The organism is Candidimonas nitroreducens (assembly GCF_002209565.1).
In the GTDB taxonomy this organism is placed as follows: domain Bacteria; phylum Pseudomonadota; class Gammaproteobacteria; order Burkholderiales; family Burkholderiaceae_B; genus Candidimonas; species Candidimonas nitroreducens.
Map to the genome: position 1 here is coordinate 23,195 of NZ_NJIH01000010.1, position 24,450 is coordinate 47,644.

Consider the following 24,450-nt stretch of genomic DNA (forward strand, 5'->3'; position numbering starts at 1 on the left):
CAGATGAAAACTGTAGGCGATAAACTGGAACCCTTCAAAGTCACTGGCGTGAAGCCTGGCTTCAATCAGCACGAAGAAAATGGCGTTTCGGCGTTCGAGGAAATCAGCGAAAGCTCCTTCCCGGGCAAGTGGAAGGTCATCTACTTCTACCCGAAGGACTTCACCTTCGTCTGCCCCACCGAAATCGTCGGCTTCAACAAGCTGGCACAAGACTTTGAAGACCGCGATGCCGTGCTCATGGGCGGTTCGGTCGACAACGAGTTCGTCAAGCTGGCATGGCGCCGCGAACACCCCGACCTCAACAAACTGGGCCACTACCAGTTCGGCGACGTCAGGGGCGAACTAGTCGATCAGCTCGGCATCCGCGACAAGGCCGAAGGCGTTGCGCTGCGCGCCACCTTCATCGTCGATCCCGACAATGTCATCCAGCACGTTTCGGTCAACAACCTGAACGTGGGCCGCAACCCCGAGGAAGTCCTGCGCCTCCTCGACGGCCTGCAAACCGATGAACTGTGCCCGTGCAACCGCTCGGTGGGCGGCGACACGCTGTAAATAAGCAGTATGCCATCACTGGCCGGGCCCATGCCCGGCCAGTGGACAGGCGCGACACCAGCCCGGCCAGCCCGGGCTTTATCGGATCTATTTAATAGGAAAAAACTATGGAATTTCTATCCACAATCAAGAGCATGATCCCTGATTGGGCCAAGGACGTGCGGCTGAATCTGGACGGCACCATAGCCCGATCCACACTCAGCCCCGAGGACGCCGTGGGCGCCGCACTGGCCGCCGCCTATGCGGCGCGCAGCCGGACGCTGGTCGAAGCCTTCAAAAGCGGCCTGTCCGAAGCCGACGCCAACGGCGCGCTGACGGCTGCCGCGCTTATGGGCATGAACAATGTTTATTACCCGTTCGTGGAAATGAGCGCCGACGCGCAGCTCAAGACCCTGCCGGCGCAACTGCGCATGAACGCCTACGCCACACACGGCGGCATCGAGCAAAAGCGCTTCGAACTCTTTTCGCTGGCGGCGTCCATCATAGGCAAGTGCCACTTCTGCGTGCAGTCCCACTACGAAAACCTGAAGAAGGCCGGGCTCTCTTCGGAACAGCTGCGCGACGTGGGCCGCATTGCCGCCACGGTCAATGCCGCCGCCCTGGCGCTGGCCGCCGAAGGCAAGTAATACTACATACTACGACGCGGGTGCGTCGCTCCGCAAAAGCGAAACCACCCGCGTCGTCATATTCACGATTTGATAATTATTTTTTTACGCCGAAAAGCCAGGCGCTAATTTTTAATTCCAGCTTTATAAATCCTTTCTTATTTTACCGCCTCAATTCTCACTAATTGCCATCCAAAAATCAAGCATTACATATATAGAAGGTATTAATATTCCATCTATTCTTCTTTCTCATCGTACAGAGACGAAGGCTTCTTCCATATTCTCAACTCCAACATCGCTTCCCCATATGCCTGCTGCAGATCTTTGATTCGGCGCTCGTATTGCTCTTTGACATACAGGGGATTCATACGCAAGCCATTTTCCAGCCCCCGCTTACCATCTTCCACCCAGTGCTCGATCTGCTCTATGGATACATCGTACGTCTGACTAGCTTCCTGAATAGTGGTCTTGCCCTGAATAATATCCAGTACTAGCGTACTTTTACGCCTTACCGTCCAGCGTTTGATGTCTTCGTTTGATATTTCGCTCATCATCGGGAACCTCACCAGGAACGAAGCAGGGTTTGATGGCCCATCGTCATTTGCCATTCCCGTGAATGGTTCGAACTCCGCATAGGAGCCTCAATCACTCATAGTTGCCACTCTCGTACGCGCAACCAGGCTTGGCATATGGGATCCAAGGCCACGCGACTCGCAATCGCCCCCTATACCAATCGCCGAGCCCAGTGCCGAATAGAAAATCTAGTGTTCAACATAAGAAGAAAAGGCGTACCTCTTGGGAACCTGGTCTTCGTTGACCGCTACATCATCCGAGGAGAATCCGGACGACGCAATCGTCACGCCGGACGACGGTGTAAGCGCCCTGCCCCGAGCCGGCGCGGCGTAAGACACCTTGGAAGGCACCGCAGATCCATCTTTGGGAGTCGTCGAGGTCGACGGCGAAGCTGAATTCGATGCGACCTTGTCGTTCGGGCAGGTGTGGCCCGTGGCTTCCCAGGCTTCCCGATTCGGTTTCTCGCCGAAGCAGAAGAACCGCATGTCGGCAACCTCTTTGTAACCCAGCTTATACGCGGTGGCCGTATCGGAGCGCGTATTGCACGACTTGCTTTCGCTCGCCAGGGAACCGCCTATGCCGAATGCCGTCACGCCCACGCCCAGCGTATTGCTCTGGCCGCAGTTGTTGGCTCCGCCGAACATGCTCGGCGCAATATAGACGTTCGGCGTCGTGTCCAGCGTCTGGTGGCTGTTGGCAGGCGTATTCTGGAAGGTGATGTTCCCCATCTGTGAGGTCATCATTCCCGAAGACGACGTGGAGCCCGCAGAGGTAGAACTCGACGCTGTGGAACTCGCGCCGGCATTGGACGTCATGCTTTGCGCCATGGCGCCCGCCGTGTAAAACATCAGTGCAATCAATAAAAGACGTTTCATGAACGTTCTCCCTGCTGCGAGGAACCGGGGCAATGGAGGGAAGGCCCCCATTACCCCAAGCTTGAGCGATGTACTTCGCTCAGATAGTTGCAAGCCGTAGCCGGCAAGCTGTCACTCAAAAACCGCCATAGCTCCACGTTCCCCCAAAACCCGAGCCGGCCTTGAAAGTGCTGCCCGCCATCCCCCCGCCCATCGCGGTTCCATTGCCACCGGCAGCAGTGAAGGTGTTGTTCGTGCTGGTGCTGCTACCGCCGCTGCTGCTGTATGTGCCGGCCGGGATATTCGAGGTAGTCGCATTGAACGACCCGCCTCCCGAGCCCCATGTAGCCGAATAATCCGTGCTCTGAATGTTGGACGGGTTATTCACAATTGACGACGTGGCATTGCTGGCCGTGCTATTGTTCGACGAGGACACACTGAAGGAGTTGTTGTGGTAGCCACCGGAGCTCATGCCGCCGCTGACCCCGCCACTACCCCCGCTAACCGACGTGCCGCCGCCACCATGTACGGTGTCCATATTGAAGCTAAAGTTGTTTGGCGACGCCTGCGCCAGACCGATGGATCCCACAGCCAATACCGCCGCTACTAGTACTTTTTTCATGATAAAAAGCCTCCGTAAATCTCGAGATTCCGTCTCGAGTCGGTCCCACACCACTCGCCGAGCCAAAACTTCAATAAATAACGCGGACGGCTATAGCGATTGATTAATTCAAATTTAAAAAAACCGGGCTTATCACTCTCTAGTCATGCATGTCCAAACGGACTCCCGATTAAAGAGACAACAAGTCCCCCTGGCGCATGACATGCGCCAAAATCTGAAAACTACGGCCGGAATATTTTCAGCAACGAGCCAACGAAAAGTAATTTACATCTTGTTTCTTACAGAAACTTGATATACACTTCTCAGCTCTAGTTTTTAGATTATTTATTCCACGCAATTAGCTAGGAAAAGTCTAAAACTGCCGGATTCCATAATTTTTATCCGTCCTTTCCGAGCCCCGTTGCTTCGCTTCCTGCTAAATAAATAACAGCTGGCTAAATTAATAACTACTGCAACCACGAATTCATTCTAAATTTTAATTTTTAAGAAAACTTTGCAGTTTGTGACATATCAAGCAGGCTTTAAAAAATGATTTCCGATCCCATTGACGCGGAGCTATCCAAGTCAGTGCGCACAAGAGAACCAAGAGAGAAAGCACTGCGCTTGCGTCAGGCAATCTCAAGAGGAACTGCCATGGATCCACGCATTCAGTACTGCGTCACCCAGATAGAACATAAAATTCTGCACGAATCCACCGAGCACAATACACACGACGCCCTGATCCAGGACTTGGCAAGCCAGATCGGCTTGACCCGCTTCCACCTGGCACGCCTGTTTCAAAAATACCTGCAGCTATCGCCCCGCGACTACATACACAGAAGCCTGATGGGGCGGTGCGCGCTGGTGATCGCGCACACCAGCCAGCCCATATTCTCGATTGCCATCGACACGGGCTTCTCCAGCCAGCAGGCGTTCACGCGGGCCTTCACGCACTACTGGGGCATTTCCCCCCACAAGTTCCGCGACGCGCATTGCAGATACGCCGCTCAATACGCCAGGCGGCTTGGCGAAGGCGCACGCACACGGCCCAGCATCGCTCCGGTCATCGAGCATCTCGGCCAGGTAAGCTTCTGGGCGGTGCGCTATGAAGGCATGTCGTTCGAGCGGCATGCCTGCTGGAATGACTTCGCCAGGTTGTGCGACCCGTTGGCCCCGGAAATCCGCAAAGGCCCGTACTTCGGGCTCACCTATGACACGCCCATGTTCGTGCCCGCCACGCTCATGCGCTATTACTGCGGCATACGAGCGTCCGGCAACCCCGGCCAGAGGCCTGACGGGGCTTTCGAGATCGCGCTGCCCGAGGGCCGGGTCGCCAGTGTCCAGGGCGACTTCCTCATGGGGGAAATCCCGGGCATCTACGACGAGCTGCTGAACAGCTGGCTGCCTACCTCCGGCTATACGCTATCGGCGGCGTGCTTCGTCGAGCAGTTCTATGAACTACCGCGCCACTGGGACGAACACCGCACGCCCATGAAGCTCAGTTGCTGGATCCAGCGCCTGCATTAGGGCCTGTTCACCCTAGTGTCGTGTCTCAGAAGTTCGTGCCCATAATGAAATTGATGGATTCGTGTGCAGGGCAAGGCGCAAACCGCAGCGATAGTCGTAACTATCGCGAGGATTTGCAACGCCGCCCTGCGCGCGAAGACGCGATTTCATGGGTGCGAACTTCTGAGACACGACACTAAGCCCCGCGCATCAACAGCGCCACTACGGTCGCCGCGATACCTTCGCGGCGGCCCAGGTAGCCCAGGCCCTCATTGGTTTTGGCCTTGATATTGACCGCCGCCGCGCCGATGCCGAGATCGGCGGCGATGTTGGCCGCCATGGCGGGCGCGTGCGGCCCGATCTTCGGCGCCTGCGCGTGTACCGTGGCATCGATGTTGCCGACGACCCATCCGGCCTCCCGCACCTTGGCATAGGCCTGGCGCAGCAACACGCGGCTGTCGGCGCCCGCATAGGCCGGGTCGCTGTCCGGGAAGTGGCGCCCGATATCCCCCAGGCCCGCCGCGCCCAGCAGCGCGTCGGTCACGGCATGCAGCAGCACATCGGCATCCGAATGACCTTGCAGGCCGTGAGTATGCGCAATAGTCACCCCTCCGATTATCAGCGGGCGGCCAGTCACCAAAGCGTGGACGTCATAGCCCTGGCCGACGCGGAACGGCAGGCCGGGCTGGGGTTGCGAATTCGATGGTGTATTCATGAATTATCGTTCTCCGGCATATTTTTCCGGCTTGCCGAGCGCATGCCGGGGCGGCCGGCCCGAGACGCCGCGCTGCGCCGCAAAATCACCGTGTAGGGCAAGCACCGCGCAAACATGCGGCGGCCGGCGGCACGGCGACACGTCACGCCGGCCACCTTGCGCGCGTAGGGCTGCCTGCGCATCGGAACCGGGCGGACGGCGCTCTCACAGCCATTTCTCCATCAACTCAAAATCCTCCGGCCAGGTCACTTTGAAATTGCGCACCGAGCCAGGCACCAGAGCCGGCCGCTTGCCCAGGCGTTCGAGGGCCGACGCCTCGTCGGTGACAGTGGCTCCGGCGCTCTGCGCAGCCAGCAGAGCATCGAGCAGCAGCCCGGCCCGGAACATTTGCGGGGTCTGGGCCAACCACAGCGCCTCGCGCGGCACCGTTGCCTCTACCGCAGCCAGCGCCGCAGCGGCCGGCAGCAGCGTACCGTCAGAGCCGGTCAGCACACAATCCGCAGCGGGGCCGGGTGCCGTGCCGCGCTTGACCGTATCGCCCACCGGCAGCGCCAGCAAGGCGCCGCTGCCCCGCGCCAGACACGTATCGATCAGGCGCGCCAGAGCCTGCGCAGGCAGGCCGGGGCGTGCGGCATCGTGCACCAGCACCCAATCGGCGGGAGCCGGTGCCGCATCGCGCAGTGCCGCCATCACGGTAGCCGCACGGCTCGGGCCGCCGCAAGCGCGCCACAGAGTGCGCGGCAGTCCGGCCAACGCGCTATCTGCCCAGGGATCGCCCGCAGCCACCGCCACCCGCACCTGGGCGATGCGCGGTTCGGCCAGCAGCGCCCTGACGGCCCAGCGCAGCATGGGCTCGCCCTTGAGCAGCCGGTACTGCTTGGGCAGCGGCGCAGCGGCCGCATCGCCGTCCATGCCATGCCGCGGGTTCGACGCCACAGTAGCGCCGGCAGCGGCAGGCCTGGGCACCGCGGCGGCAGGCGCGAGCCCCGCAACATGCGGCTCGCGAGCCCTGGCGCCGATCCCGGCGGCGGGAACAATGGCAATTATTTTTTCCGTCATGCAAGAGATTTTATAATCGAAGCCCTGATGGCCACACACGCACCTCTCCTGTCCTCTCCGCTCCCCTCCATTTCCGCACTGCTTCCGGCCCTGAAACCGGGCCAGCGCTACGTACAGCCGCTGCCGCCCGGATCGGGCGACGCCTGGCTGCTGGCCGAGCTGGCGCGCGCCGCGCAGCAGCCGCTGCTGGTGCTGTGCGCCGACCCGCTGGCCGCCCAGCGCCTGGCCGAGGAAATGCTGCTGTTCGCGCCCGAATTGCGCCTGCGCCAGTTCCCCGATTGGGAAACCCTGCCCTATGACAGCTTCTCGCCACACCAGGATCTGATTTCCGAACGCCTGCACACCCTGCACGCGCTGCTGCAACAAGACGTGGACGTACTGACCGTGCCCGTCACCACGGCCCTGTACCGTCTGCCGCCGCCCTCGTTCCTGGCCGCCTACACCTTTTCGTTCCGCCAGGGCGACGAGCTCGACGAAGAAGCGCTGCGCCGCCAGCTGACGCTGGCCAACTACCAGCACGTCACGCAGGTCACCGCGCCGGGCGAATTCTGCATTCGCGGCGGACTCATCGACCTGTTCCCCATGGGCTCGGCGCTGCCCTACCGGCTCGACCTCTTCGACCGCGAGATCGAGTCCATCCGCAGCTTCGACATCGATACGCAGCGCAGCGTCTATCCCGTCAAGGAAATCCGCCTGCTGCCGGGGCGCGAATTCCCCATGGACGAGGCCGCCCGCAATAATTTCCGCGCACGCTTTCGCGAAACCTTCGAAGGCGACCCCTCGCGCGCCGTGCCCTACAAGGACATGGGCAACGGCATCGCCTTTGCGGGCGTCGAATACTATCTGCCGCTGTTCTTCGAACAAACCGCCACACTATTCGACTACCTCGCGCCCGGCACACTGGCCATTACCGTCGGCGACGCCGACGCGGCCATGCGCCAGTTCCACGATGACACGCGCGGACGCTACCAGTTCCTGAAAAGCGACCGCGAGCGCCCCGTACTGCCGCCCGAGGATCTGTTCCTCGACGACGAAACCCTGTATACCCGGCTCAAGGCCTTCGCCCGCCTGGCCCTGGTCAAGAGCGGCCCGCACCCCGACTTCACGCCGGCGCCCGACGTGGCCGTACTGCGGCGCGCCGAAGACCCGCTATCGCGCCTGCGCAACCTGCTTGGGCGTACCGATGGCCGCGTCGCCCTGTGCGCCGACTCCGCCGGCCGGCGCGAAACCCTGCTGCAGATGCTGGCCGACCTCGACCTGCTGCCCGATACGCGGCCCGAATCGCTGCGCGCCTTCCTCGAATCCGACAGCCGCTATGCCCTGATCGTCGCGCCGCTGGCCGCGGGCTTTGGCCTGAACGCCGAGCCAATCACCCTGCTGACCGAGAACGACCTCTACCCCAGCCAGGCGCGCGGCGGCACACGGCGCAGCCGCCGCGCCCAGGAACGCAGCAGCAACGTCGAAGCCATGGTGCGCGACCTCGCCGAGCTGCGCGAAGGCGGCCCGGTAGTGCACGCCCAGCACGGCATCGGCCGCTACATGGGCCTGGCCAGCATGGATCTGGGCGAAGGCGAGATGGAATTCCTGCACCTGCAATACGCCAACGGCAGCACGCTGTACGTGCCCGTGTCGCAGCTGCACCTGATCTCGCGCTACAGCGGCGCCGACCCCGAGCACGCCCCCCTGCACCAGCTCGGCTCGGGCCAGTGGGATCGCGCACGGCGCAAGGCCGCCAAGCAGGTGCGCGATGCCGCCGCCGAACTGCTCGCCCTGTACGCGCAGCGCGCCGCCCGCGAGGGCTACGCCTTCAAGATGCCGCCCAGCGACTACCAGGCCTTCGTCGAAGGCTTCGGTTTCGAAGAAACTCCCGACCAGGCCGCGGCCATCGAAGCCGTCATCGGCGACATGACCTCCGGCCGTCCCATGGATCGCCTGGTCTGCGGCGACGTGGGCTTCGGCAAGACCGAAGTCGCCCTGCGTGCCGCCTTCCTCTCGGTGATGAACAACAAGCAGGTGGCGCTGCTGTGCCCCACCACCCTGCTGGCCGAGCAGCACGCCCAGACCTTCGCCGACCGCTACGCCGACTGGCCCGTCAAAATCGTCGAACTGTCGCGCTTCCGCTCCGCCAAGGAAGTGGCCGCGGCCATCGAAGGCCTGGCCAGCGGCCAGGTCGACATCATCATCGGCACCCACAAACTGCTGTCGCGCGACGTCAAATTCAAGCGCCTGGGCCTGGTCATCATCGACGAAGAGCACCGCTTCGGCGTGCGCCACAAAGAAGCGCTCAAATCGCTGCGCGCCGAAGTCGACGTGCTGACCCTCACCGCCACCCCCATACCGCGCACCCTGGGCATGTCGCTGGAAGGCATACGCGATTTTTCCGTGATCGCCACCGCGCCGCAAAAACGCCTGGCCATCAAGACCTTCGTGCGCCGCGAAGACGGCAGCACCATCCGCGAGGCGCTGCTGCGCGAACTCAAGCGCGGCGGCCAGGCCTACTTCCTGCACAACGAAGTCGAGACCATCCACAACCGCCAGGCGCGGCTGCAGGAACTGGTGCCCGAGGCGCGCATCGCCGTGGCGCACGGCCAGATGCCCGAGCGCGAACTCGAAGACGTCATGAAAGGCTTCTACCAGCAGCGCTACAACGTCCTGCTGTGCACCACCATCATCGAGACCGGCATCGATGTGCCCAGCGCCAACACCATCGTCATCCACCGCGCCGACCGCCTCGGCCTGGCCCAGCTGCACCAGCTGCGCGGCCGCGTCGGACGCTCGCACCACCAGGCCTACGCCTACCTGCTGACCCCGGGCGAAGACGCCATCACCTCCAACGCCAAGAAACGCCTGGAAGCCATACAGGCCATGGAAGAACTCGGCTCGGGCTTCTATCTGGCCATGCACGACCTGGAAATACGCGGCACCGGCGAAGTGCTGGGCGAGTCCCAGTCGGGCAACATCCACGAGATCGGCTTCTCCATGTATTCCGAGATGCTGGAAACCGCGGTGCGCGCCCTCAAGGCCGGCGAAGAACCCGACCTCGACTCGCCCTTCGCCCTGGCCTGCGAAGTCAACCTGCACGCCCCGGCCCTGCTGCCCGCCGACTACTGCGCCGACGTCCATGCCCGCCTAGGCCTGTACAAAAAACTCTCGCACGCCCGCGACGGCGACGCCCTCATCGCCATCCAGGAAGAACTCATAGACCGCTACGGCAAACTGCCCGAACCCGCCCAGACCCTGCTCGCCACCCACAGGCTGCGGCTGGCCGCCGAGCCCCTGGGCGTGACCAAGATCGACGCCAGCGACACCCAGGCCGTGATCCAGTTCTCGGCCAAGCCCAACGTCGACCCCATGCGCATCATCGAACTGGTGCAAAAGCAGCGCCAGGTAAAATTGGCCGGCCAGGACAAACTGCGCGTCGACATCGCCCAGGGCGCACAAGTCAACGCCCGCATCGAAGCCGTGCGCGGCGTGCTGCGGGCGCTGACGTGAAACCTGCCGCGGTCGCGGCTGCGAATGCCGGCATGAAGCCTGTCACAGCCACCGCTGCGGGTGCCGGCATGATGAACGCCATGGCTACTGCGGCAACAGCCGGCGCTCAGCATGCCATGGCGGCTGCTCCCGATACACTCGGCGCCCTCCACATTGGCCGCGTCACTCTTCTCTCACCGAACCCGACTCCATGACTCACCTGATCCTGCAAGCCCCCGACCTCGACGCCGCCAAGGCCGAACAAATCGCCGCCGTCGCCGCCGCCAACGGCCTGCAGAGCCTGAGCACCACCGCCACGCGCCTGCTCGACGTCGACCCCGCCACACGGCCCGAGGTCGAGCGCCTCTGCGCCGAACTGCACGTCGACTACGCCTACCTCGAACGCGTGCCGCGCCTGGCCGAATGCAAGATCCTGGCTTCCGACATGGACTCCACGCTCATCAACATCGAGTGCATCGACGAAATCGCCGACATGGCCGGCCGCAAGGCCGAAGTCGCAGCCATCACCGAAGCCGCCATGCGCGGCGAGATCAAAGACTTTTCCGAAAGCCTGCGGCGCCGCGTCGCACTGCTGCGCGGCGTGCCGCAAAAAGCCCTGGAACGCGTCTACGACGAAAGACTGCGCACCAACCCCGGCGCCGAACGCCTGATCGTCTCGGCCAAGGCCGCCGGCCTGAAAATCATGCTGGTCTCGGGCGGCTTCACCTTCTACACCGAACGCCTCAAACAGCGCCTGGGCCTGGACGAGACCCACGCCAACGTGCTCGAGATCGACCAGGGCAAACTCACCGGCCGCGTGCTCGGCGACATCGTCGACGGCCAGGCCAAGGCCGCCTACCTGCAAGCCCTGGCCTTTGATACCGGCGCCGCCCCCGAACAAATCATCGCCATGGGCGACGGCGCCAACGACCTGAAAATGCTGGCCCTGGCGCACTACTCCGTCGCCTACCGCGCCAAGCCCGTAGTGCGCCAGCAAACCCGCTACGCCCTGAACTACAGCGGCCTGGACGCCGTACTGAACTGGTTCCGGGGCTAAGCCCCACCCGTGCGCCGCGGCGCACGCCAAGACCCCAAAGCCTCCGCCCGCCTACGACACGAGCGGAGGGAATGGGGCGTCTCCCGGAGGTGTGCGGGTCATCGAACCGGAGGGAGATGCCCCATTCCAGGCCGCGGTTCAAGAACCCGACCGACGACGCAGCAAAACCTGCAGCCCCCACCCGTCTACAACACGAGCGGAGAGAACGGGGTACCTCCTGGAGGTGAGTGGGGTATCGAACCGGAAGGAGGTACCCCGTTCTAGGCCGCGGATCAAGAACCAATCCGTCGACGAACCAAAGCCTACAGCCCCCACTCGCCTACAAAACAAGCGGAGAGAACGGGGTGCCTCCTGGAGGTGAGTGGGGTATCGAACCGGAAGGAGATACCCCGTTCTAGGCCGCGGGTCAAGAACCAATCCGTCGACGAACCAAAGCCTACAGCCCCCACTCGCCTACAAAACAAGCGGAGAGAACGGGGTGCCTCCTGGAGGTGAGTGGGGTATCGAACCGGAAGGAGGTACCCCGTTCTAGGCCGCGGATCAAGAACCAATCCGTCGACGAACCAAGGCCCCATGACGAGCCAAATCCACAACCACACCTTCGCCCCCAATTGAAGAACACTCGTGGAAGCACTACAATTAGCACCATTAAAGACACCATTAACGAGTCCCCTCATGGCCCATACCCTTCTCGCTGAAACAACGGCCAGCGTCTCCGAACTCAAGCGCAATCCCATGGGCACCGTGGCGGCGGGCGAAGGCTTCCCCGTGGCCATCCTCAATCGCAACGAGCCTGCGTTCTATTGCATCCCCGCCAAAGCCTACGAAGCCCTGATGAGCCGCCTGGAAGACCTGGAACTGAATGCCATTGCCGACTCCCGCCAAGGTCAGGCAGAATTCGAAGTCTCGCTAGATGACCTATAGGCTGAAGCTCAAAGACGAGGCACTGAAGGAATGGCGCAAGCTCGACGGAACACTGCGTGCACAGTTCAAGAAAAAGCTCGAAGAACGCCTGCAAGACCCCCGCGTGCCTGCCGCCAAGCTACAAGGCCACGCCGACCGCTACAAAATCAAGCTCAAATCCATAGGCTATCGGCTAGTCTATGAAGCACGCGACGCAGAAATCGTCGTAGTCGTTGTCGCCATCGGTAAGCGCGAACGCAATGCGGTCTACGCCACGGCGGCCAAACGCTGACATCAAAAAAACCCAAAAGCCAAACCGGCCCGAGCCGCTCGCAGCCTCAGCCTGCGATACCCCTTAACTTCCCCGTCCCTTGCGCCGCCGCAACAAATACCGGTACACAAACCCCGGATACCCCAGCACCAGGAACAGGCTGAGAGTCACCGCATAAAACTCCCACGTCTGGTGAAACACATTGCCGATATTCGCCTCGAACGCGAAACCCAGCGCGCCCACCAAGCCATAAAAGACCAGCACCTCCAGCAAGCGCACGAAAAACGACTTGTGCACCTCGCGGCCCCGGTTGCGCCAGCCCGCGTATGCCAGGATCGCTGCCGCCACAGCCATCGCCACCACCACCTTCAGCACGAACAAGCCCACCGCCGCCGCCGACGCGCCCGCGAAAAACGACTGCCCGATCAACACCAGCACCGCATAAGCCAGCGCCACCAGCAGCACGAAAAACGCCAGCGACTCGGCCCAGCGCAGCCATTGCGGGCGCTCCGATTCTCCGGGCAGCGCCCAAGGCAGCACCAGCAGCGGCCGCTCGATCAGGAACGGCAGATTGGCCGTCACCAGAGCGAGCACTATCAATATCCAAACAGCCGAAGACTGATCCATGCATTTCCTTGCAATTCGATTCCGGGCCCGCCACAGCGGGCGGCCCAGGGCAGGCGTGACGGATTATGCGCCCGCGGCGCCGGCCCGGCCCGCTTCACCATGCCTGCCGCCGGGTTATGGGCGCGCCGCCATTGGCGCCCCCGGCCCGAGCCCGGGCACACGCCGGGCGCACACCGCAGCGGGCGCGACGCCTGTGTTCTGGGATACTACAAACCTGGAGTAGCGGCATCGAGCAGCGTAACGCCAGCCGCTAGTGGTGCACATCCAGCCACCCACCACTAGCCTGCGCAGCAGGCCGCCCACAGCCGGCCGCCTGTAGCTGACCGCCCGTGGCTAGCCGCCCGCAGCTGACCGCCCGTCTAAAAGTGCAGCGACGACTCTATGACCTGCACACACAAGCCCATCAGGCCGCCAGGCAGTACGCCCAGCAGCAGCACCAGCAGGCCATTGATCGACATCAGCCCGCCGGGTATCACCCCGCAAGCGCCGGTCGCATCCGCGGCCTCGCCTTCGGGCTCGTCGAAATAAGCCATCTTCACTACCCGCAGGTAGTAATAGGCACCCACCAGCGAGAACATCACCGCCACCACAGCCATCGCCACGTGGCCGGCGCCGATCAGGGCTTCCAGCACCGCCAGCTTCGCGTAGAAGCCCGCCATGGGGGGAATGCCCGTCAGCGAGAACATCGCCACCAGCAGCACCCCTGCCAGTACCGGATTGCGCCGGTTGAGGCCCTTCAGGTCGGCAATCTGCTCGCACTCGAAGCCCTTGCGGCTAAGCAGCATGATCAGACCGAAAGTGCTCAGCGTGGTCAGTACGTAGATCACGATGTAGAACAGCGCCGAGCCATAGGCCGGGCCGGCCGCACCCGGACGGCCTGCCACCACGCCGGACAGCAGCCCCAGGAACACGAAACCCATGTGCGAGATGGTCGAATACGCCAGCATGCGCTTGAAATTGGTTTGCACGATGGCCGTGATATTGCCCACCGCCAGCGACAGCACTGCCATGACCAGCAGCATCGGCTGCCAGTCCACCGCCAGCCCGTGCAGGCCGGTTACCAGCAGGCGCAGCACGATCGCGAAGGCAGCCAGCTTGGGCGCCGCGCCCAGCGTCAGCGTGATCGCGGTGGGCGCGCCGTGGTAGACATCGGGCACCCACATGTGGAACGGCACGGCACCCAGCTTGAACGCCAGGCCCGACACGATGAACACCAGGCCGAAGACCAGCGGCAGCATCGCCACCTTGCCACTGCTTATCGCCTGGGCCACGCGCACCAGATCCAGCGTGCCGGTGGCGCCGTAGATCATCGACAGCCCGTACAGCAGCACGCCCGAGGCCAGCGCGCCCAGCACGAAATACTTCATCGCCGCTTCGATCGACTGCGAGTGATCGCGGCGCAGCGCGATCAGCGCGTACAGCGCGAACGACATCAGCTCCACGCCCAGGTACACCATCAGCAGGCTGCCGGCCGAGATCATCACCATCTGGCCCAGCAAGGCCAGCAGCGTCAGCGTGTACAGCTCGCCGCCATGGCTGAGCATGTCGCGCTGTTCGGCGTACGCACGGCCATAGATGAAGGTCGCAGCCACCGCAATGTACGACAGTATCTTCAGGAAGTGCGCCAACGGGTCGGCCACATACAGGCCATTGAAAGTGCGGCCGGAAATGCCGTCATGCCACTGCCACAGCGACACCGCGATCAGCACCAGTACGCTGACCAGGCTCAATACGAAGGTGCCGTTGCGGTTGTCCGACTTGTTGCAGGCATCGGCGATCAACACCACCACCGTCAGGACGAGCAGCAGAATCTCGGGTGCGGCCAGGGCGAAATGAAATGGAGTTTGCATAATGATCTACAGTTTCGAGACGGAGACGTGCTGCAGCAGAGCCTGCACCGACACATGCATGACATCGGTGAAAGGCTTGGGATAGATGCCCATGTACAGCACCAGGATCGCCATCAGGCCGAGAATGAAGAACTCCCGTTTGTCCAGATCGTTCATCTCGCGTACGTGGTCGTTGCCGATGTCGCCGTAGGCGACCCGCTTGACCATCCACAGGGAATAGGCCGCGCCCCAGATCAGTGCCGTGGCCGCCAGCAGGCCGATCCAGAAGTTGTATTGAACCGCGCCCATGATCACCGTGAATTCACCCACAAAACCGCTGGTTGCCGGCAGGCCGCTGTTGGCCATCGAGAACAGCACGAACAGCGTGACGAAGCGCGGCATGACATTGATCACGCCGCCGTAGTCGGCGATGCGGCGCGTGTGCAGGCGGTCGTACAGCACGCCAATGCACAGGAACATGGCGCCGGAGACGAAGCCGTGCGAGATCATCTGCACGATCGCGCCTTCGATCCCGGCCGTGTTGAAGATGAAAAAGCCCAGGGTCACGAAGCCCATGTGCGCCACCGACGAATACGCCACCAGCTTCTTCATGTCGTCCTGGACGATGGCCACCAGGCCGATGTAGATGACGGCGATCAGCGACAGCGCGATCATCAGGCCGGACAGGCTGTGCGAGGCGTCCGGCGTGATCGGCAGCGAGAAGCGCAGAAAACCGTAGGCGCCCAGCTTCAGCATGATGGCCGCCAGCACCACCGAGCCGCCGGTGGGGGCCTCGACGTGCGCGTCCGGCAACCACGTATGCACCGGCCACATCGGCACTTTCACGGCGAAAGCCGCCAGCAGCGCCACGAACACCAGTATTTGCGGCGTATAGCCCAGCTTCATCTGCTGCCAGGTCTGGATGTCGAACGAGCCGCCCGCCACATGCCACAGGTACAGAAACGCGACCAGCGTCAGCAGCGAGCCCGCCAGCGTGTACAGAAAAAACTTGAACGCCGCATAGACCCGGTTCGGCCCGCCCCACACCCCGATGATCAGGTACATGGGGATCAGCGTGGCCTCGAAGAACACATAGAACAGCATGCCGTCCATCGCCACGAACACGCCTATCATCAGCCCCGACAAAATCAGGAAGGCGGCCATGTACTGCGACACGCGCTTGGTGATCACCTGCCAGCCGGCCAGCACCACGATCACCGTGATGAACGCGGTCAACAACACGAACCACAGCGAAATGCCGTCCACGCCCAGGTGGTAATTGACCGCATAGGTCTTGATCCACGAGGCCTTTTCCACGAACTGCATCTTGGCCGTGTCCGGGTTGAAGCCCGTATAGATCGGAATCGTTACCAGGAAACCCAGCACCGAGCCGGCCAAGGACAGCTTGCGCGTGAATTCCGCCCGCTCGTCGCTGCCCAGCAGCAGCACCACCAGGCCGGCCACGATGGGTACGAAGATTGCAAGCGTTAACCAGGGAATAGTAGAAGACGCCATATCGCTAGCCATCAGTGAACCGTCAGCACGAAAAAGGTTAGAAAAGCCATGATGCCGATGATCATCGCAAAGGCGTAATGATAGATAAAGCCGGACTGGATATACCTGGTGACCCCCGAGAACCAGCCCATCAGGCGGGCGCTGCCGTTGACCAGCCCGTCGATGATGCCGCGGTCGCCGCCCTGCCACAGGCCGTGGCCCAGCCAGCGCGCGCCGCGCGCCAGCACCTGCTCGTTGAACCAGTCGTCGTAGTACTTGTTCTCGAGCACCGTGTACACGCCCGAAAAGCGTTTGCGTATGGCCGTGGCCGCACTGGGATTCACCAGGTAGCAATACCAGGCAACAGCCAGGCCCGCCACCGTCAGCCAGAACGGCAGGGTAATGAAGGCATGCAAGCCATAGGCCAGCCAGCCATGCCATTCGCCGGCGATCTCGGCCATGGCCGGGTGCTCGGCCAGCACCATGATCGACTTCTTGAAATAGCCGTTGAACAGCAGCGGGTCGATGAACAGCGCGCCGGCCACCACCGACGGAATCGCCAGCAGGATCAGCGGCAGCGTCACCACCCAGGGCGATTCCTTCGGCACGCCGCCATGATGATGATCGCCGTGGGCATCATCGTGGGCACCATGCGCGTCATGCTCGTCGTGCTCCGCATGCGCGGCGTGCGCCTCATGGCCATGGCCCGAAGTATCGAAGCGCTCTTTGCCGTGGAACACCAGGAAGTACACGCGGAAGGAATACAGCGAGGTCACGAACACACCGATCAGCGTGGCATAGTGCGCAAAGCCCGCGCCCCACACGTCGGCCGCAGCCGCCGCCTCGATGATGTGCTCTTTGGAATAGAAGCCGGCGAAGAATGGCGTACCCACCAGCGCCAGCGTGCCGGCCAGGAAAGTGATCCAGGTGATCGGCATGTACTTGCGCAGCCCGCCCATGTTGCGGATGTCCTGGTCGTGATGCATGGCGATGATGACCGAGCCCGCACCCAGGAACAGCAGCGCCTTGAAGAAGGCGTGCGTCATCAGGTGGAAGATGGCCGCCGAATAGGCCGAGGCGCCCAGCGCCACGGTCATGTAGCCCAGCTGCGACAGCGTGGAATAGGCGATGACCCGCTTGATGTCGTTCTGGATGACGCCCAGTATGCCCAGGAACAAGGCGCCGATGGCGCCGATCACCATGACGAAGGACAGGGCCGTGTCGGAATGCTCGAACACCGGCGAGAAGCGCGCCACCATGAAGATACCCGCCGTGACCATGGTGGCCGCGTGGATCAGGGCGGAAATCGGCGTCGGGCCTTCCATGGAATCGGGCAGCCAGGCATGCAGCGGCACCTGGGCCGACTTGCCCATGGCGCCGACGAACAGGGAAATGGCCGCCACAGTCAGCAGTTGCCAGTCGGTGCCCGGAAAGCTGGTGCCGGCCAGCTTCTGCGCACCCTGGAACACCTCGCTGTAGTGCATGCTGCCGGTGTAGGCGAACAGCAGGCCTATGCCGAGCACGAAGCCGAAGTCGCCCACGCGGTTGATCAGGAAGGCCTTGAGGTTGGCGAAGATCGCCGTCGGACGCGTGTACCAGAAGCCGATCAGCAGGTACGACACCAGGCCCACCGCCTCCCAGCCGAAGAACAGCTGGAGCATGTTATTGGACATGACCAGCATCAGCATCGAGAAGGTGAACAGCGATATATACGAGAAGAAGCGCTGGTAGCCCGGGTCGTCGGCCATGTAGCCGATGGTGTAGATGTGCACCATCAGCGACACCGAGGTCACCACCACCATCATCAGCGCCGACAGCGGGTCGATCAGGAAGCCGATTTCCAGCGGCGTATGGCCGATCAGCGTCCAGGTATAGACCGTACCGTCGAAGCCGTCTCCGCCCAGCACCTGGAACAGCACCGCCACCGAGCAGACGAATGAAATGAACACGCCGGCGATGGTCAGGTAGTGCGACGCGCGGCGGCTGACCGAGCGGCCCAGAAAGCCCGTACCCCAGAAGCCCGCCATGATGGCGGTGACCAGCGGTGCAAAAGCGATGACGAGATAAAGTGATGTGGAATTCGTGTTCTGCATGTTTGCCTCAACCCTTCAGGCGATCGAGTTCTTCAACATTGATCGTATTCAGGTTGCGGAACAGCAGCACCAGAATCGCCAGGCCGATGGCCGCCTCGGCGGCCGCCACGGTAAGGATGAAAAAGACGAAGACCTGTCCGGCGACATCGCCCGACCAGGTCGAAAACGCGACGAAATTCACGTTGGCCGCCAGCAGTATCAGCTCGATCGACATCAGCAGGATGATCAAGTTGCGGCGGTTCAGGAAGAAGCCGAAGATGCCGATGGCGAACAGGATCGCACCGACGATCAGGTAATGGGCGAGCGTGATGGTCATTTCGTTTCCCCTTGGGCCTGGGCGTCTTGCGGCGGCGGCGCCTCAGTTTGCGAAGCGATGTTCACCAGGCGCACGCGGTCTTGCGCGCGCACGCGCACCTGGTCGCCCGGCCTTTGGTACTTGACGTCGCGGCGGTGGCGCAGCGTCAGGGCGATGGCGGAGATCATGCCCACCAGCAGGATCACGGCCCCGACTTCCACCGCGTAAACATAGTGGTTGTACATGGCCATGCCCAGCGCATGCGTGTTGTTGTAATCGGCGGGCTGGGTCGCGGCCGGCCCGGCGCCGAACCACGTGCGACCCAGCACGAAGGCCATTTCCAGCACCATCACCAGGCCTATCACCAGCCCCACCGGCAGGTAGGTCTTGACGCCGTGGCGCAAGGCATCCATGCGGATGTCCAGCATCATCACCACGAACAGGAACAGCACCATGACCGCCCCCACGTAGACCAGCACCAGCAGCAGCGCCAGGAACTCGGCCTGCAGCAGCATCCAGAGCATGGCGGCGGTGAAGAACACCAGGATCAGGTGCAATACCGCGGTGACGGGGCTGGTGGCGAGGATGACGCGAAACGCCGCGACCACCAGAATCAGCGACAACAGATAGAACAGGACAGTATTAAACATTATTGGGCAGGTTCCGGCGTTCAGCGATAAGGAGCGTCTTCGGCCCGACGACGCGCGATTTCGGATTCGTAACGGTCACCGACCGCCAGCAGCATGTCTTTGGTGAAATACAGGTCGCCCCGCTTTTCGCCGTGATATTCGTGGATGTGGGTCTCGACGATGGAGTCCACCGGGCAGCTTTCTTCGCAGAAGCCGCAGAATATGCACTTGGTGAGATCGATGTCGTAGCGCGTGGTACGGCGCGTGCCGTCGTCGCGCACCGCCGACTCGATGGTGATGGCCAGGGCCGGACAGACCGCCTCGCACAGCTTGCAGGCGATGCAGCGCTCTTCCCCGTTCGGGTAGCGGCGCAGCGCATGCAGGCCGCGAAAGCGCGGCGAGGCCGGGGTCTTTTCCTGCGGGTAGCGCAGCGTGATCTTGCGCTTGAACAGGTACTTGCCCGTCAAGACCATGCCCTTGAACATTTCAGACAGCATCAGGCTGCCAAAGAAATCCTTGATTGCTTCCATTTCTATCTCGCCTCCGGCCGTGTCAGTGCCATATGTTCCACGGCGTCTGCATCCATATCATGACGACCAGCAGCCATACACCCGTGAGCGGAATGAATACCTTCCAGCCCAGGCGCATGATCTGGTCGTAGCGATAGCGCGGGAACGTGGCGCGGAACCATATGAAACACGAAACCACAAAGAAAGCCTTGATGCCCAGCCACAGCCAGCCCGGCACCCAGGTGAAAGGCGCGATTTCCAGCGGCGGCGCCCAGCCGCCCAGGAACATGATGGCAGCCATGCACGACAGCAGAATCATATTGGCGTATTCGCCCAGGAAGAACAGGGCGAAGCCCATGCCGGAATATTCCACCATGTGCCCGGCCACGATTTCCGATTCGCCTTCCACCACGTCGAAGGGGTGGCGGTTGGTTTCCGCCACCGACGAAATCACGTAGATCACGAACAGCGGCAGCAGCGGCAGCCAGTTCCACGACAGGAAATTCAGGCCCTTGGAGGCGAACCAGCCGTGGGTCTGACCCACCACGATGCCGCTCATGTTCAGCGTGCCCGAGACCAGCAGCACCGTGATCATCACGAAGCCTATGGCCAGTTCGTAGGACACCATCTGCGCCGAGGCCCGCAGCGCCGAGATCAGCGCGTACTTCGAATTCGAGGCCCAGCCCGCCACGATCACCCCGTAAACGCCCACGGAAGTAATCGCCATCACGTACAACAGGCCGGCATTGACGTTGGACAGCACCACGCCGGGCTGGAACGGCACCACGGCCCAGGCGGCCAGCGCCGGCATCAGTGTCACCACCGGCGCCAGTATGTACAGCACCTTGTTGGCCTTGGTGGGAACAATCAGTTCCTTGGTCAGCAGCTTGAACACGTCGGCAAAAGGCTGCAGCAGCCCGCGGTAGCCCACGCGGGTGGGCCCCAGGCGCACGTGCATGGCGCCGATCAGCTTGCGTTCCCAGTAGGTAAGGTAGGCCACGCACAGGATGATGGGCACTGCGATGACCACGATCTTGATCAGAGACCAGATCAGCAGCCACCACTGCGGCCCGAGCAGGTCGGTGCCGTAGCCTTCAACGATCTTGAGCCATTCCATTTATGCGCGCTCCACCGAAAGTTGGCCAAAGGCGCTGCCCAGCGCCACCGTCTCGGCGTAAGCCGCCGCCACTCTTACGGCGCCGTCGGCGACTGTGTCGTCGAGTTCGGCCGCCAGCAAGGCCTCGCCTTGCGTCGAGCGCACCCGCACCGGCGTGCCGTCTTCCAGCCCCAGCCCGGCCAGGGTGGCGGCATTCATGCGCGCCGTGGGCGCGCGCGAGGCGACCGTGGCCTGCAAGGGTTCGGAACGGCGCACCATGGCGTCGCTGCGGTAGATGGGGATCTCGGCCAGGCGTTCCAGCCCTTGCGCCTTGGGCGCCAGCGCCAGCTCGCCGCGCACTTCATTGCCCAGGCGGCTGTCGACGCCGCCGACCATGACGGTGTCGCGTACCGATTCCGAGGTTTCATCGTCGAAGCCTTGCAGCTGGAACAAGTTGCCCAGCACGCGCAGCACCTTCCAGCCCGGGCGCGTATCGCCAAACGGCGCGGTGGCGCCCTTGAAGCTCTGCACCCTGCCCTCGGCATTGACGAAGCTGCCGGAGGTTTCGGTGTAGGGCGAAATCGGCAGGATCACGTCGGCCCACTCTTCCACGCCGCCGCGGTATGGCGACAGCGCCACGGCAAAGTCGGCCGCCTTCAGCACCTCCAGCGCACGCGCGCCGTTGTCGGCGTCCAGAGCCGGCTCGGCATGCACCACCAGGTAGCCCTTCAGGCCGCGGGTCAGCATTTGCGTGGCGTTCATGCCGCCAGGCCCCGGGGTGGCGCCGGCCAGGTAGCCGCCCACCGTATTGCCGCCCGGAATCAGGAAGCCGAAGCGGCCCTTGGCCGCGCGCGCCAGCGCCGCGGCATTGGCGGCGATCAGCGAGGCGCGGTCGGAAGCCACGGCCATATTGCCCAGGAACACTGCGACCTTCTCGCCGGAAGCCAGGCTGGCGGCGATGCGCTGCGCGTTTTCGCCGGGCTGCAGATCGGCGAATTCCGCCGGCACCGGCTGGCCGCCGGCTTGCGCCAGCGCCACCAACACTTCGGCCAGGGCATTGGCGATCTGGCTGGGCGCCACGGTCATGCGCGCGGTCACGGGGAACAGCGGATCGTCGGCCGCGCCGTCGATGAAGCTGACCTGGGTGCCGTGCTTGACGGCCTGGCGCAGGCGCTGCGCCATAAGCGGATGATCCTTGCGCAGGAACGAGCCCACCACCAGCACGCGATCGAGCTGGCCCAGCTCGGCCACGGGCATGCCCAGCCAGGGCACGCCGGTCAGCGCGTGATCCAGGTCGGGGTCGATATTGCGCAGGCGGAAGTCGATGTTCTCGGTGCCCAGGGCGCGCGCCAGCCGCGCCAGCAGCGCCAGCTCTTCGGTGGTGGCGTACTGGCTGCCCAGCGCGCCGATCTGGCCCGCGCCGTGCTGCTCGCGCACCTGGCCCAGGCCCCTGACGACGGCCTGCAGGGCGTCGCTCCAGGAAGCCTCGCGCCATTGGCCGTCGGCGGTCTTGATGAGGGGATGGCGCACGCGGTCTTCGCTGTACAGGCCTTCATAGGCCCAGCGGTCGCGGTCGCTGATCCAGCATTCGTTGACGTCTTCGTTTTCGAAAGGCACCACACGCATGACGCGGTCGGACTTGACCTGCAGGATCACGTTGGCACCCAGGCTGTCGTGCGGGCTGACCGAACGGCGCCGCGCCAGCTCCCAGGTGCGTGCGGTATAGCGGAAGGGCTTGGAGGTCAGCGCCCCCACCGGGCAGATGTCTATCATGTTGCCCGACAGCTCGGACTCGACCGCGCGCCCCACGAAAGAAGTGATTTCGGCATGCTCGCCGCGGTTGACCATGCCCAGTTCCATCAGGCCGCCGATTTCCTGGCCGAAGCGGATGCAGCGGGTGCAATGGATGCAGCGCTGCATTTCCTCGGCCGAGACGAGCGGCCCCATTTCCTTGTGCACCACCACGCGCTTGGCCTCTTTGTAGCGCGAGGCCGAGGCGCCGTAGCCCACGGCCAGATCCTGCAGCTGGCACTCGCCGCCCTGGTCGCACACCGGGCAGTCCAGCGGGTGGTTGATGAGCAGGAATTCCATGACGCTTTTCTGCGCCGCCACCGCCTTGGCCGACGCGGTATGCACGATCATGCCGTTGGTGACCGGCGTGGCACAGGCCGGCAGCGCCTTGGGCGCCTTCTCGACTTCGACCAGGCACATGCGGCAGTTGGCCGCGATCGAGAGCTTCTTGTGATAGCAGAAATGCGGCACGTACAGACCGAGCTTGTGCGCGGCCTGCATGACCATGCTGCCCTCGGGGACTTCTACCTTTTTGCCGTCGATGGTGAGTTCAACCATTGCGTCCAGACCCTACAGATATTTGGGCACCACACAGCTCTTGTGCTCTATGTGGTGTGCGAACTCGTCGCGGAAATGCTTGATGAAGCTGCGCACCGGCATGGCGGCCGCATCGCCCAGGGCGCAGATGGTGCGCCCCATGATGTTGGAGGCCACGGAATCGAGCACGTCCATGTCTTCGGGACGGCCCTGGCCGTTCTCGATGCGCTCGACCATGCGGTACAGCCAGCCCGTGCCCTCGCGGCACGGCGTGCACTGGCCGCAGCTTTCCTCGAAATAGAAATAAGACAGGCGCAGCAGCGACTTGACCATGCAGCGGCTGTCGTCCATGACGATCACCGCCCCCGAGCCCAGCATCGAGCCCGCCTTGGCGATCGAGTCATAGTCCATGGTGACGTCGGCCATGGCCGAGGCCGGCAGCACCGGCGCGCTGGAGCCTCCGGGGATCACGGCCTTGAGCGTGCGGCCCGCGCGCACCCCGCCGGCCAGCTCGAGCAGCGTATTGAAGGGCGTACCCAGCGGGATCTCGTAGTTGCCGGGGCGCTCTACATCGCCCGACACCGAGAACAGCTTGGTGCCGCCGTTGTTGGGCTTGCCGATTTCCAGGTATTCCTTGCCGCTGTTGCGGAAGATCCAGGGCACGGCGGCGAAGGTCTCGGTGTTGTTGATGGTGGTGGGCTTGCCGTACAGGCCGAAGCTGGCCGGAAACGGCGGCTTGAAGCGCGGCTGGCCCTTCTTGCCCTCGAGCGACTCGAGCAGCGCGGTTTCTTCGCCGCAGATATAGGCGCCGAAACCGTGGAAGGCATGCAGCTGGAAGTTGAATTCCGAGCCCAGGATCTTGTCGCCCAGGAAGCCCGCGGCGCGCGCTTCTTCAAGGGCTTCTTCGAAGCGCTCGTAGATTTCGAAGATCTCGCCGTGGATGTAGTTGTAGCCCACGCTGATGCCCATGGCGTAGGCGGCGATCGCCATGCCTTCGATCACGATGTGCGGATTGAAGCGCAGGATGTCGCGGTCTTTGAAGGTGCCCGGCTCGCCTTCGTCGGAATTGCACACCAGGTACTTCTGGCCCGGGAAGGCGCGCGGCATGAAGCTCCATTTCAAGCCGGTGGGAAAACCCGCGCCGCCGCGCCCGCGCAGTCCCGAGGCCTTGACCTCGGCGATCACGTCCTCGGGCTTCATGCCGGTGGTAAGGATCTTGCGCAGGCCTTCGTAGCCGCCGCGCTTGACGTAGTCGGCCAGGCGCCAGTTGCTGCCGTCCAGATCGGCGACGATCTGCGGACTGATATGGCGGCCGTGGAACAGCATGCTGCGCGCAAGATCGCTGCCCGGATCGGCCGACAGGGCGTCGGAGTGGCGTTGCAA

At 62.9% G+C, this 24,450-nt stretch carries 22 protein-coding genes and 1 pseudogene; 7 read left to right on the top strand and 16 right to left on the bottom strand.

From position 1 onward, the window contains the following. Positions 1-3 precede the first annotated feature (3 nt). Positions 4-552, top strand: a complete 549-nt coding sequence (locus tag CEY11_RS17460; RefSeq protein ID WP_088604705.1) for a peroxiredoxin — start codon at positions 4-6, stop codon at positions 550-552. A gap of 107 nt (positions 553-659) precedes the next feature. Beyond that, complete coding sequence (locus CEY11_RS17465; RefSeq protein WP_088604706.1) at positions 660-1,178, top strand: carboxymuconolactone decarboxylase family protein; 519 nt, start codon at positions 660-662, stop codon at positions 1,176-1,178. 215 nt (positions 1,179-1,393) lie between these two features. On the opposite strand, the gene CEY11_RS17470 is transcribed toward CEY11_RS17465, so the two are convergent. The 3 genes from CEY11_RS17470 to CEY11_RS25205 all read right to left on the bottom strand — a co-directional run bounded on the left by CEY11_RS17470 (position 1,394) and on the right by CEY11_RS25205 (position 3,206). Beyond that, positions 1,394-1,708 carry a DUF1153 domain-containing protein gene (locus CEY11_RS17470; protein ID WP_088604933.1) on the bottom strand — a complete coding sequence of 105 codons (315 nt, stop codon included), beginning with the start codon at positions 1,706-1,708 and terminating at the stop codon, positions 1,394-1,396. A gap of 210 nt (positions 1,709-1,918) precedes the next feature. After that, positions 1,919-2,605 (bottom strand): hypothetical protein, encoded by a 687-nt coding sequence (locus tag CEY11_RS17475; protein ID WP_143322908.1) that lies wholly within the window; start codon positions 2,603-2,605, stop codon positions 1,919-1,921. 115 nt (positions 2,606-2,720) lie between these two features. Then, positions 2,721-3,206: a hypothetical protein gene (locus tag CEY11_RS25205; protein ID WP_143322913.1), complete on the bottom strand. Its 486-nt coding sequence runs from the start codon at positions 3,204-3,206 to the stop codon at positions 2,721-2,723. A 633-nt stretch (positions 3,207-3,839) separates the two neighbouring features. On the opposite strand from CEY11_RS25205, the gene CEY11_RS17480 reads away from it, so the two are divergent. Further along, positions 3,840-4,712, top strand: a complete 873-nt coding sequence (locus CEY11_RS17480; protein WP_158215358.1) for a helix-turn-helix domain-containing protein — start codon at positions 3,840-3,842, stop codon at positions 4,710-4,712. A gap of 175 nt (positions 4,713-4,887) precedes the next feature. Here CEY11_RS17480 and ispF read toward each other — a convergent pair whose 3' ends face one another. Beyond that, positions 4,888-5,406, bottom strand: a complete 519-nt coding sequence (gene ispF / locus CEY11_RS17485; protein WP_088604709.1) for a 2-C-methyl-D-erythritol 2,4-cyclodiphosphate synthase — start codon at positions 5,404-5,406, stop codon at positions 4,888-4,890. A 204-nt stretch (positions 5,407-5,610) separates the two neighbouring features. Next, complete coding sequence (locus tag CEY11_RS17495) at positions 5,611-6,465, bottom strand: IspD/TarI family cytidylyltransferase (RefSeq protein WP_088604934.1); 855 nt, start codon at positions 6,463-6,465, stop codon at positions 5,611-5,613. A 27-nt stretch (positions 6,466-6,492) separates the two neighbouring features. On the opposite strand from CEY11_RS17495, the gene mfd reads away from it, so the two are divergent. The 4 genes from mfd to CEY11_RS17515 all read left to right on the top strand — a co-directional run bounded on the left by mfd (position 6,493) and on the right by CEY11_RS17515 (position 12,188). Further along, positions 6,493-9,957: a transcription-repair coupling factor gene (gene mfd / locus CEY11_RS17500; RefSeq protein WP_088604711.1), complete on the top strand. Its 3,465-nt coding sequence runs from the start codon at positions 6,493-6,495 to the stop codon at positions 9,955-9,957. 190 nt (positions 9,958-10,147) lie between these two features. After that, positions 10,148-10,993 (top strand): phosphoserine phosphatase SerB, encoded by an 846-nt coding sequence (gene serB / locus CEY11_RS17505; protein ID WP_088604712.1) that lies wholly within the window; start codon positions 10,148-10,150, stop codon positions 10,991-10,993. Between the two features lie 675 nt (positions 10,994-11,668). Beyond that, positions 11,669-11,917, top strand: a complete 249-nt coding sequence (locus CEY11_RS17510) for a type II toxin-antitoxin system Phd/YefM family antitoxin (RefSeq protein WP_088604713.1) — start codon at positions 11,669-11,671, stop codon at positions 11,915-11,917. Further along, positions 11,907-12,188, top strand: coding sequence for a type II toxin-antitoxin system RelE family toxin (locus CEY11_RS17515; protein WP_088604714.1), 282 nt, complete (start codon positions 11,907-11,909; stop codon positions 12,186-12,188). Before CEY11_RS17510 ends, CEY11_RS17515 begins: the two co-directional genes overlap by 11 nt. A 63-nt stretch (positions 12,189-12,251) precedes the next feature. On the opposite strand, the gene CEY11_RS26015 is transcribed toward CEY11_RS17515, so the two are convergent. The 11 genes and pseudogenes from CEY11_RS26015 to nuoF all read right to left on the bottom strand — a co-directional run bounded on the left by CEY11_RS26015 (position 12,252) and on the right by nuoF (position 24,393). Then, positions 12,252-12,521, bottom strand: coding sequence for a DUF2818 family protein (locus tag CEY11_RS26015; RefSeq protein WP_408608143.1), 270 nt, complete (start codon positions 12,519-12,521; stop codon positions 12,252-12,254). A 45-nt stretch (positions 12,522-12,566) separates the two neighbouring features. Next, a pseudogene (locus CEY11_RS26020) lies at positions 12,567-12,794 on the bottom strand (DUF2818 family protein); the annotation flags it as partial. Positions 12,795-13,153: 359 nt separating this feature from the next. Then, the gene (gene nuoN, locus CEY11_RS17525; protein WP_088604716.1) at positions 13,154-14,647 is read right to left on the bottom strand and encodes an NADH-quinone oxidoreductase subunit NuoN; all 1,494 of its coding nucleotides are present in this window, start codon (positions 14,645-14,647) and stop codon (positions 13,154-13,156) included. 3 nt (positions 14,648-14,650) lie between these two features. Then, positions 14,651-16,153 (bottom strand): NADH-quinone oxidoreductase subunit M, encoded by a 1,503-nt coding sequence (locus CEY11_RS17530; protein ID WP_088604935.1) that lies wholly within the window; start codon positions 16,151-16,153, stop codon positions 14,651-14,653. Beyond that, positions 16,150-18,210, bottom strand: coding sequence for an NADH-quinone oxidoreductase subunit L (gene nuoL, locus CEY11_RS17535; RefSeq protein WP_088604717.1), 2,061 nt, complete (start codon positions 18,208-18,210; stop codon positions 16,150-16,152). The genes CEY11_RS17530 and nuoL overlap by 4 nt, the downstream gene beginning before the upstream one ends. Positions 18,211-18,217: 7 nt before the next feature. Then, positions 18,218-18,526: an NADH-quinone oxidoreductase subunit NuoK gene (nuoK, locus tag CEY11_RS17540; RefSeq protein ID WP_088604718.1), complete on the bottom strand. Its 309-nt coding sequence runs from the start codon at positions 18,524-18,526 to the stop codon at positions 18,218-18,220. Beyond that, positions 18,523-19,158, bottom strand: a complete 636-nt coding sequence (locus tag CEY11_RS17545) for an NADH-quinone oxidoreductase subunit J (RefSeq protein ID WP_088604719.1) — start codon at positions 19,156-19,158, stop codon at positions 18,523-18,525. The genes nuoK and CEY11_RS17545 overlap by 4 nt, the downstream gene beginning before the upstream one ends. A gap of 17 nt (positions 19,159-19,175) precedes the next feature. Beyond that, positions 19,176-19,664, bottom strand: a complete 489-nt coding sequence (gene nuoI / locus CEY11_RS17550) for an NADH-quinone oxidoreductase subunit NuoI (protein ID WP_088604720.1) — start codon at positions 19,662-19,664, stop codon at positions 19,176-19,178. Positions 19,665-19,686: 22 nt separating this feature from the next. Beyond that, on the bottom strand, positions 19,687-20,760 hold the full coding sequence (gene nuoH / locus CEY11_RS17555; RefSeq protein WP_088604721.1) for an NADH-quinone oxidoreductase subunit NuoH: 1,074 nt from the start codon (positions 20,758-20,760) through the stop codon (positions 19,687-19,689). Continuing rightward, complete coding sequence (gene nuoG / locus CEY11_RS17560; RefSeq protein WP_088604722.1) at positions 20,761-23,088, bottom strand: NADH-quinone oxidoreductase subunit NuoG; 2,328 nt, start codon at positions 23,086-23,088, stop codon at positions 20,761-20,763. It lies immediately after the preceding gene. A 12-nt stretch (positions 23,089-23,100) separates the two neighbouring features. Next, on the bottom strand, positions 23,101-24,393 hold the full coding sequence (gene nuoF / locus CEY11_RS17565) for an NADH-quinone oxidoreductase subunit NuoF (protein WP_408608144.1): 1,293 nt from the start codon (positions 24,391-24,393) through the stop codon (positions 23,101-23,103). Positions 24,394-24,450 lie beyond the last annotated feature (57 nt).

Bases quoted from the DNA above. Each gene is read 5' to 3' on its own strand.
- CEY11_RS17460 (WP_088604705.1), top strand. From the start codon at position 4: ATGAAAACTGTAGGCGATAAACTGGAACCCTTCAAAGTCACTGGCGTG.
- CEY11_RS17465 (WP_088604706.1), top strand. From the start codon at position 660: ATGGAATTTCTATCCACAATCAAGAGCATGATCCCTGATTGGGCCAAG.
- CEY11_RS17470 (WP_088604933.1), bottom strand. From the start codon at position 1,708: ATGAGCGAAATATCAAACGAAGACATCAAACGCTGGACGGTAAGGCGT.
- CEY11_RS17475 (WP_143322908.1), bottom strand. From the start codon at position 2,605: ATGAAACGTCTTTTATTGATTGCACTGATGTTTTACACGGCGGGCGCC.
- CEY11_RS25205 (WP_143322913.1), bottom strand. From the start codon at position 3,206: ATGAAAAAAGTACTAGTAGCGGCGGTATTGGCTGTGGGATCCATCGGT.
- CEY11_RS17480 (WP_158215358.1), top strand. From the start codon at position 3,840: ATGGATCCACGCATTCAGTACTGCGTCACCCAGATAGAACATAAAATT.
- ispF (WP_088604709.1), bottom strand. From the start codon at position 5,406: ATGAATACACCATCGAATTCGCAACCCCAGCCCGGCCTGCCGTTCCGC.
- CEY11_RS17495 (WP_088604934.1), bottom strand. From the start codon at position 6,465: ATGACGGAAAAAATAATTGCCATTGTTCCCGCCGCCGGGATCGGCGCC.
- mfd (WP_088604711.1), top strand. From the start codon at position 6,493: ATGGCCACACACGCACCTCTCCTGTCCTCTCCGCTCCCCTCCATTTCC.
- serB (WP_088604712.1), top strand. From the start codon at position 10,148: ATGACTCACCTGATCCTGCAAGCCCCCGACCTCGACGCCGCCAAGGCC.
- CEY11_RS17510 (WP_088604713.1), top strand. From the start codon at position 11,669: ATGGCCCATACCCTTCTCGCTGAAACAACGGCCAGCGTCTCCGAACTC.
- CEY11_RS17515 (WP_088604714.1), top strand. From the start codon at position 11,907: ATGACCTATAGGCTGAAGCTCAAAGACGAGGCACTGAAGGAATGGCGC.
- CEY11_RS26015 (WP_408608143.1), bottom strand. From the start codon at position 12,521: ATGGCTGTGGCGGCAGCGATCCTGGCATACGCGGGCTGGCGCAACCGG.
- nuoL (WP_088604717.1), bottom strand. From the start codon at position 18,210: ATGCAGAACACGAATTCCACATCACTTTATCTCGTCATCGCTTTTGCA.
- nuoK (WP_088604718.1), bottom strand. From the start codon at position 18,526: ATGACCATCACGCTCGCCCATTACCTGATCGTCGGTGCGATCCTGTTC.
- nuoI (WP_088604720.1), bottom strand. From the start codon at position 19,664: ATGGAAGCAATCAAGGATTTCTTTGGCAGCCTGATGCTGTCTGAAATG.
- nuoH (WP_088604721.1), bottom strand. From the start codon at position 20,760: ATGGAATGGCTCAAGATCGTTGAAGGCTACGGCACCGACCTGCTCGGG.
- nuoG (WP_088604722.1), bottom strand. From the start codon at position 23,088: ATGGTTGAACTCACCATCGACGGCAAAAAGGTAGAAGTCCCCGAGGGC.
- nuoF (WP_408608144.1), bottom strand. From the start codon at position 24,393: ATGCTGTTCCACGGCCGCCATATCAGTCCGCAGATCGTCGCCGATCTG.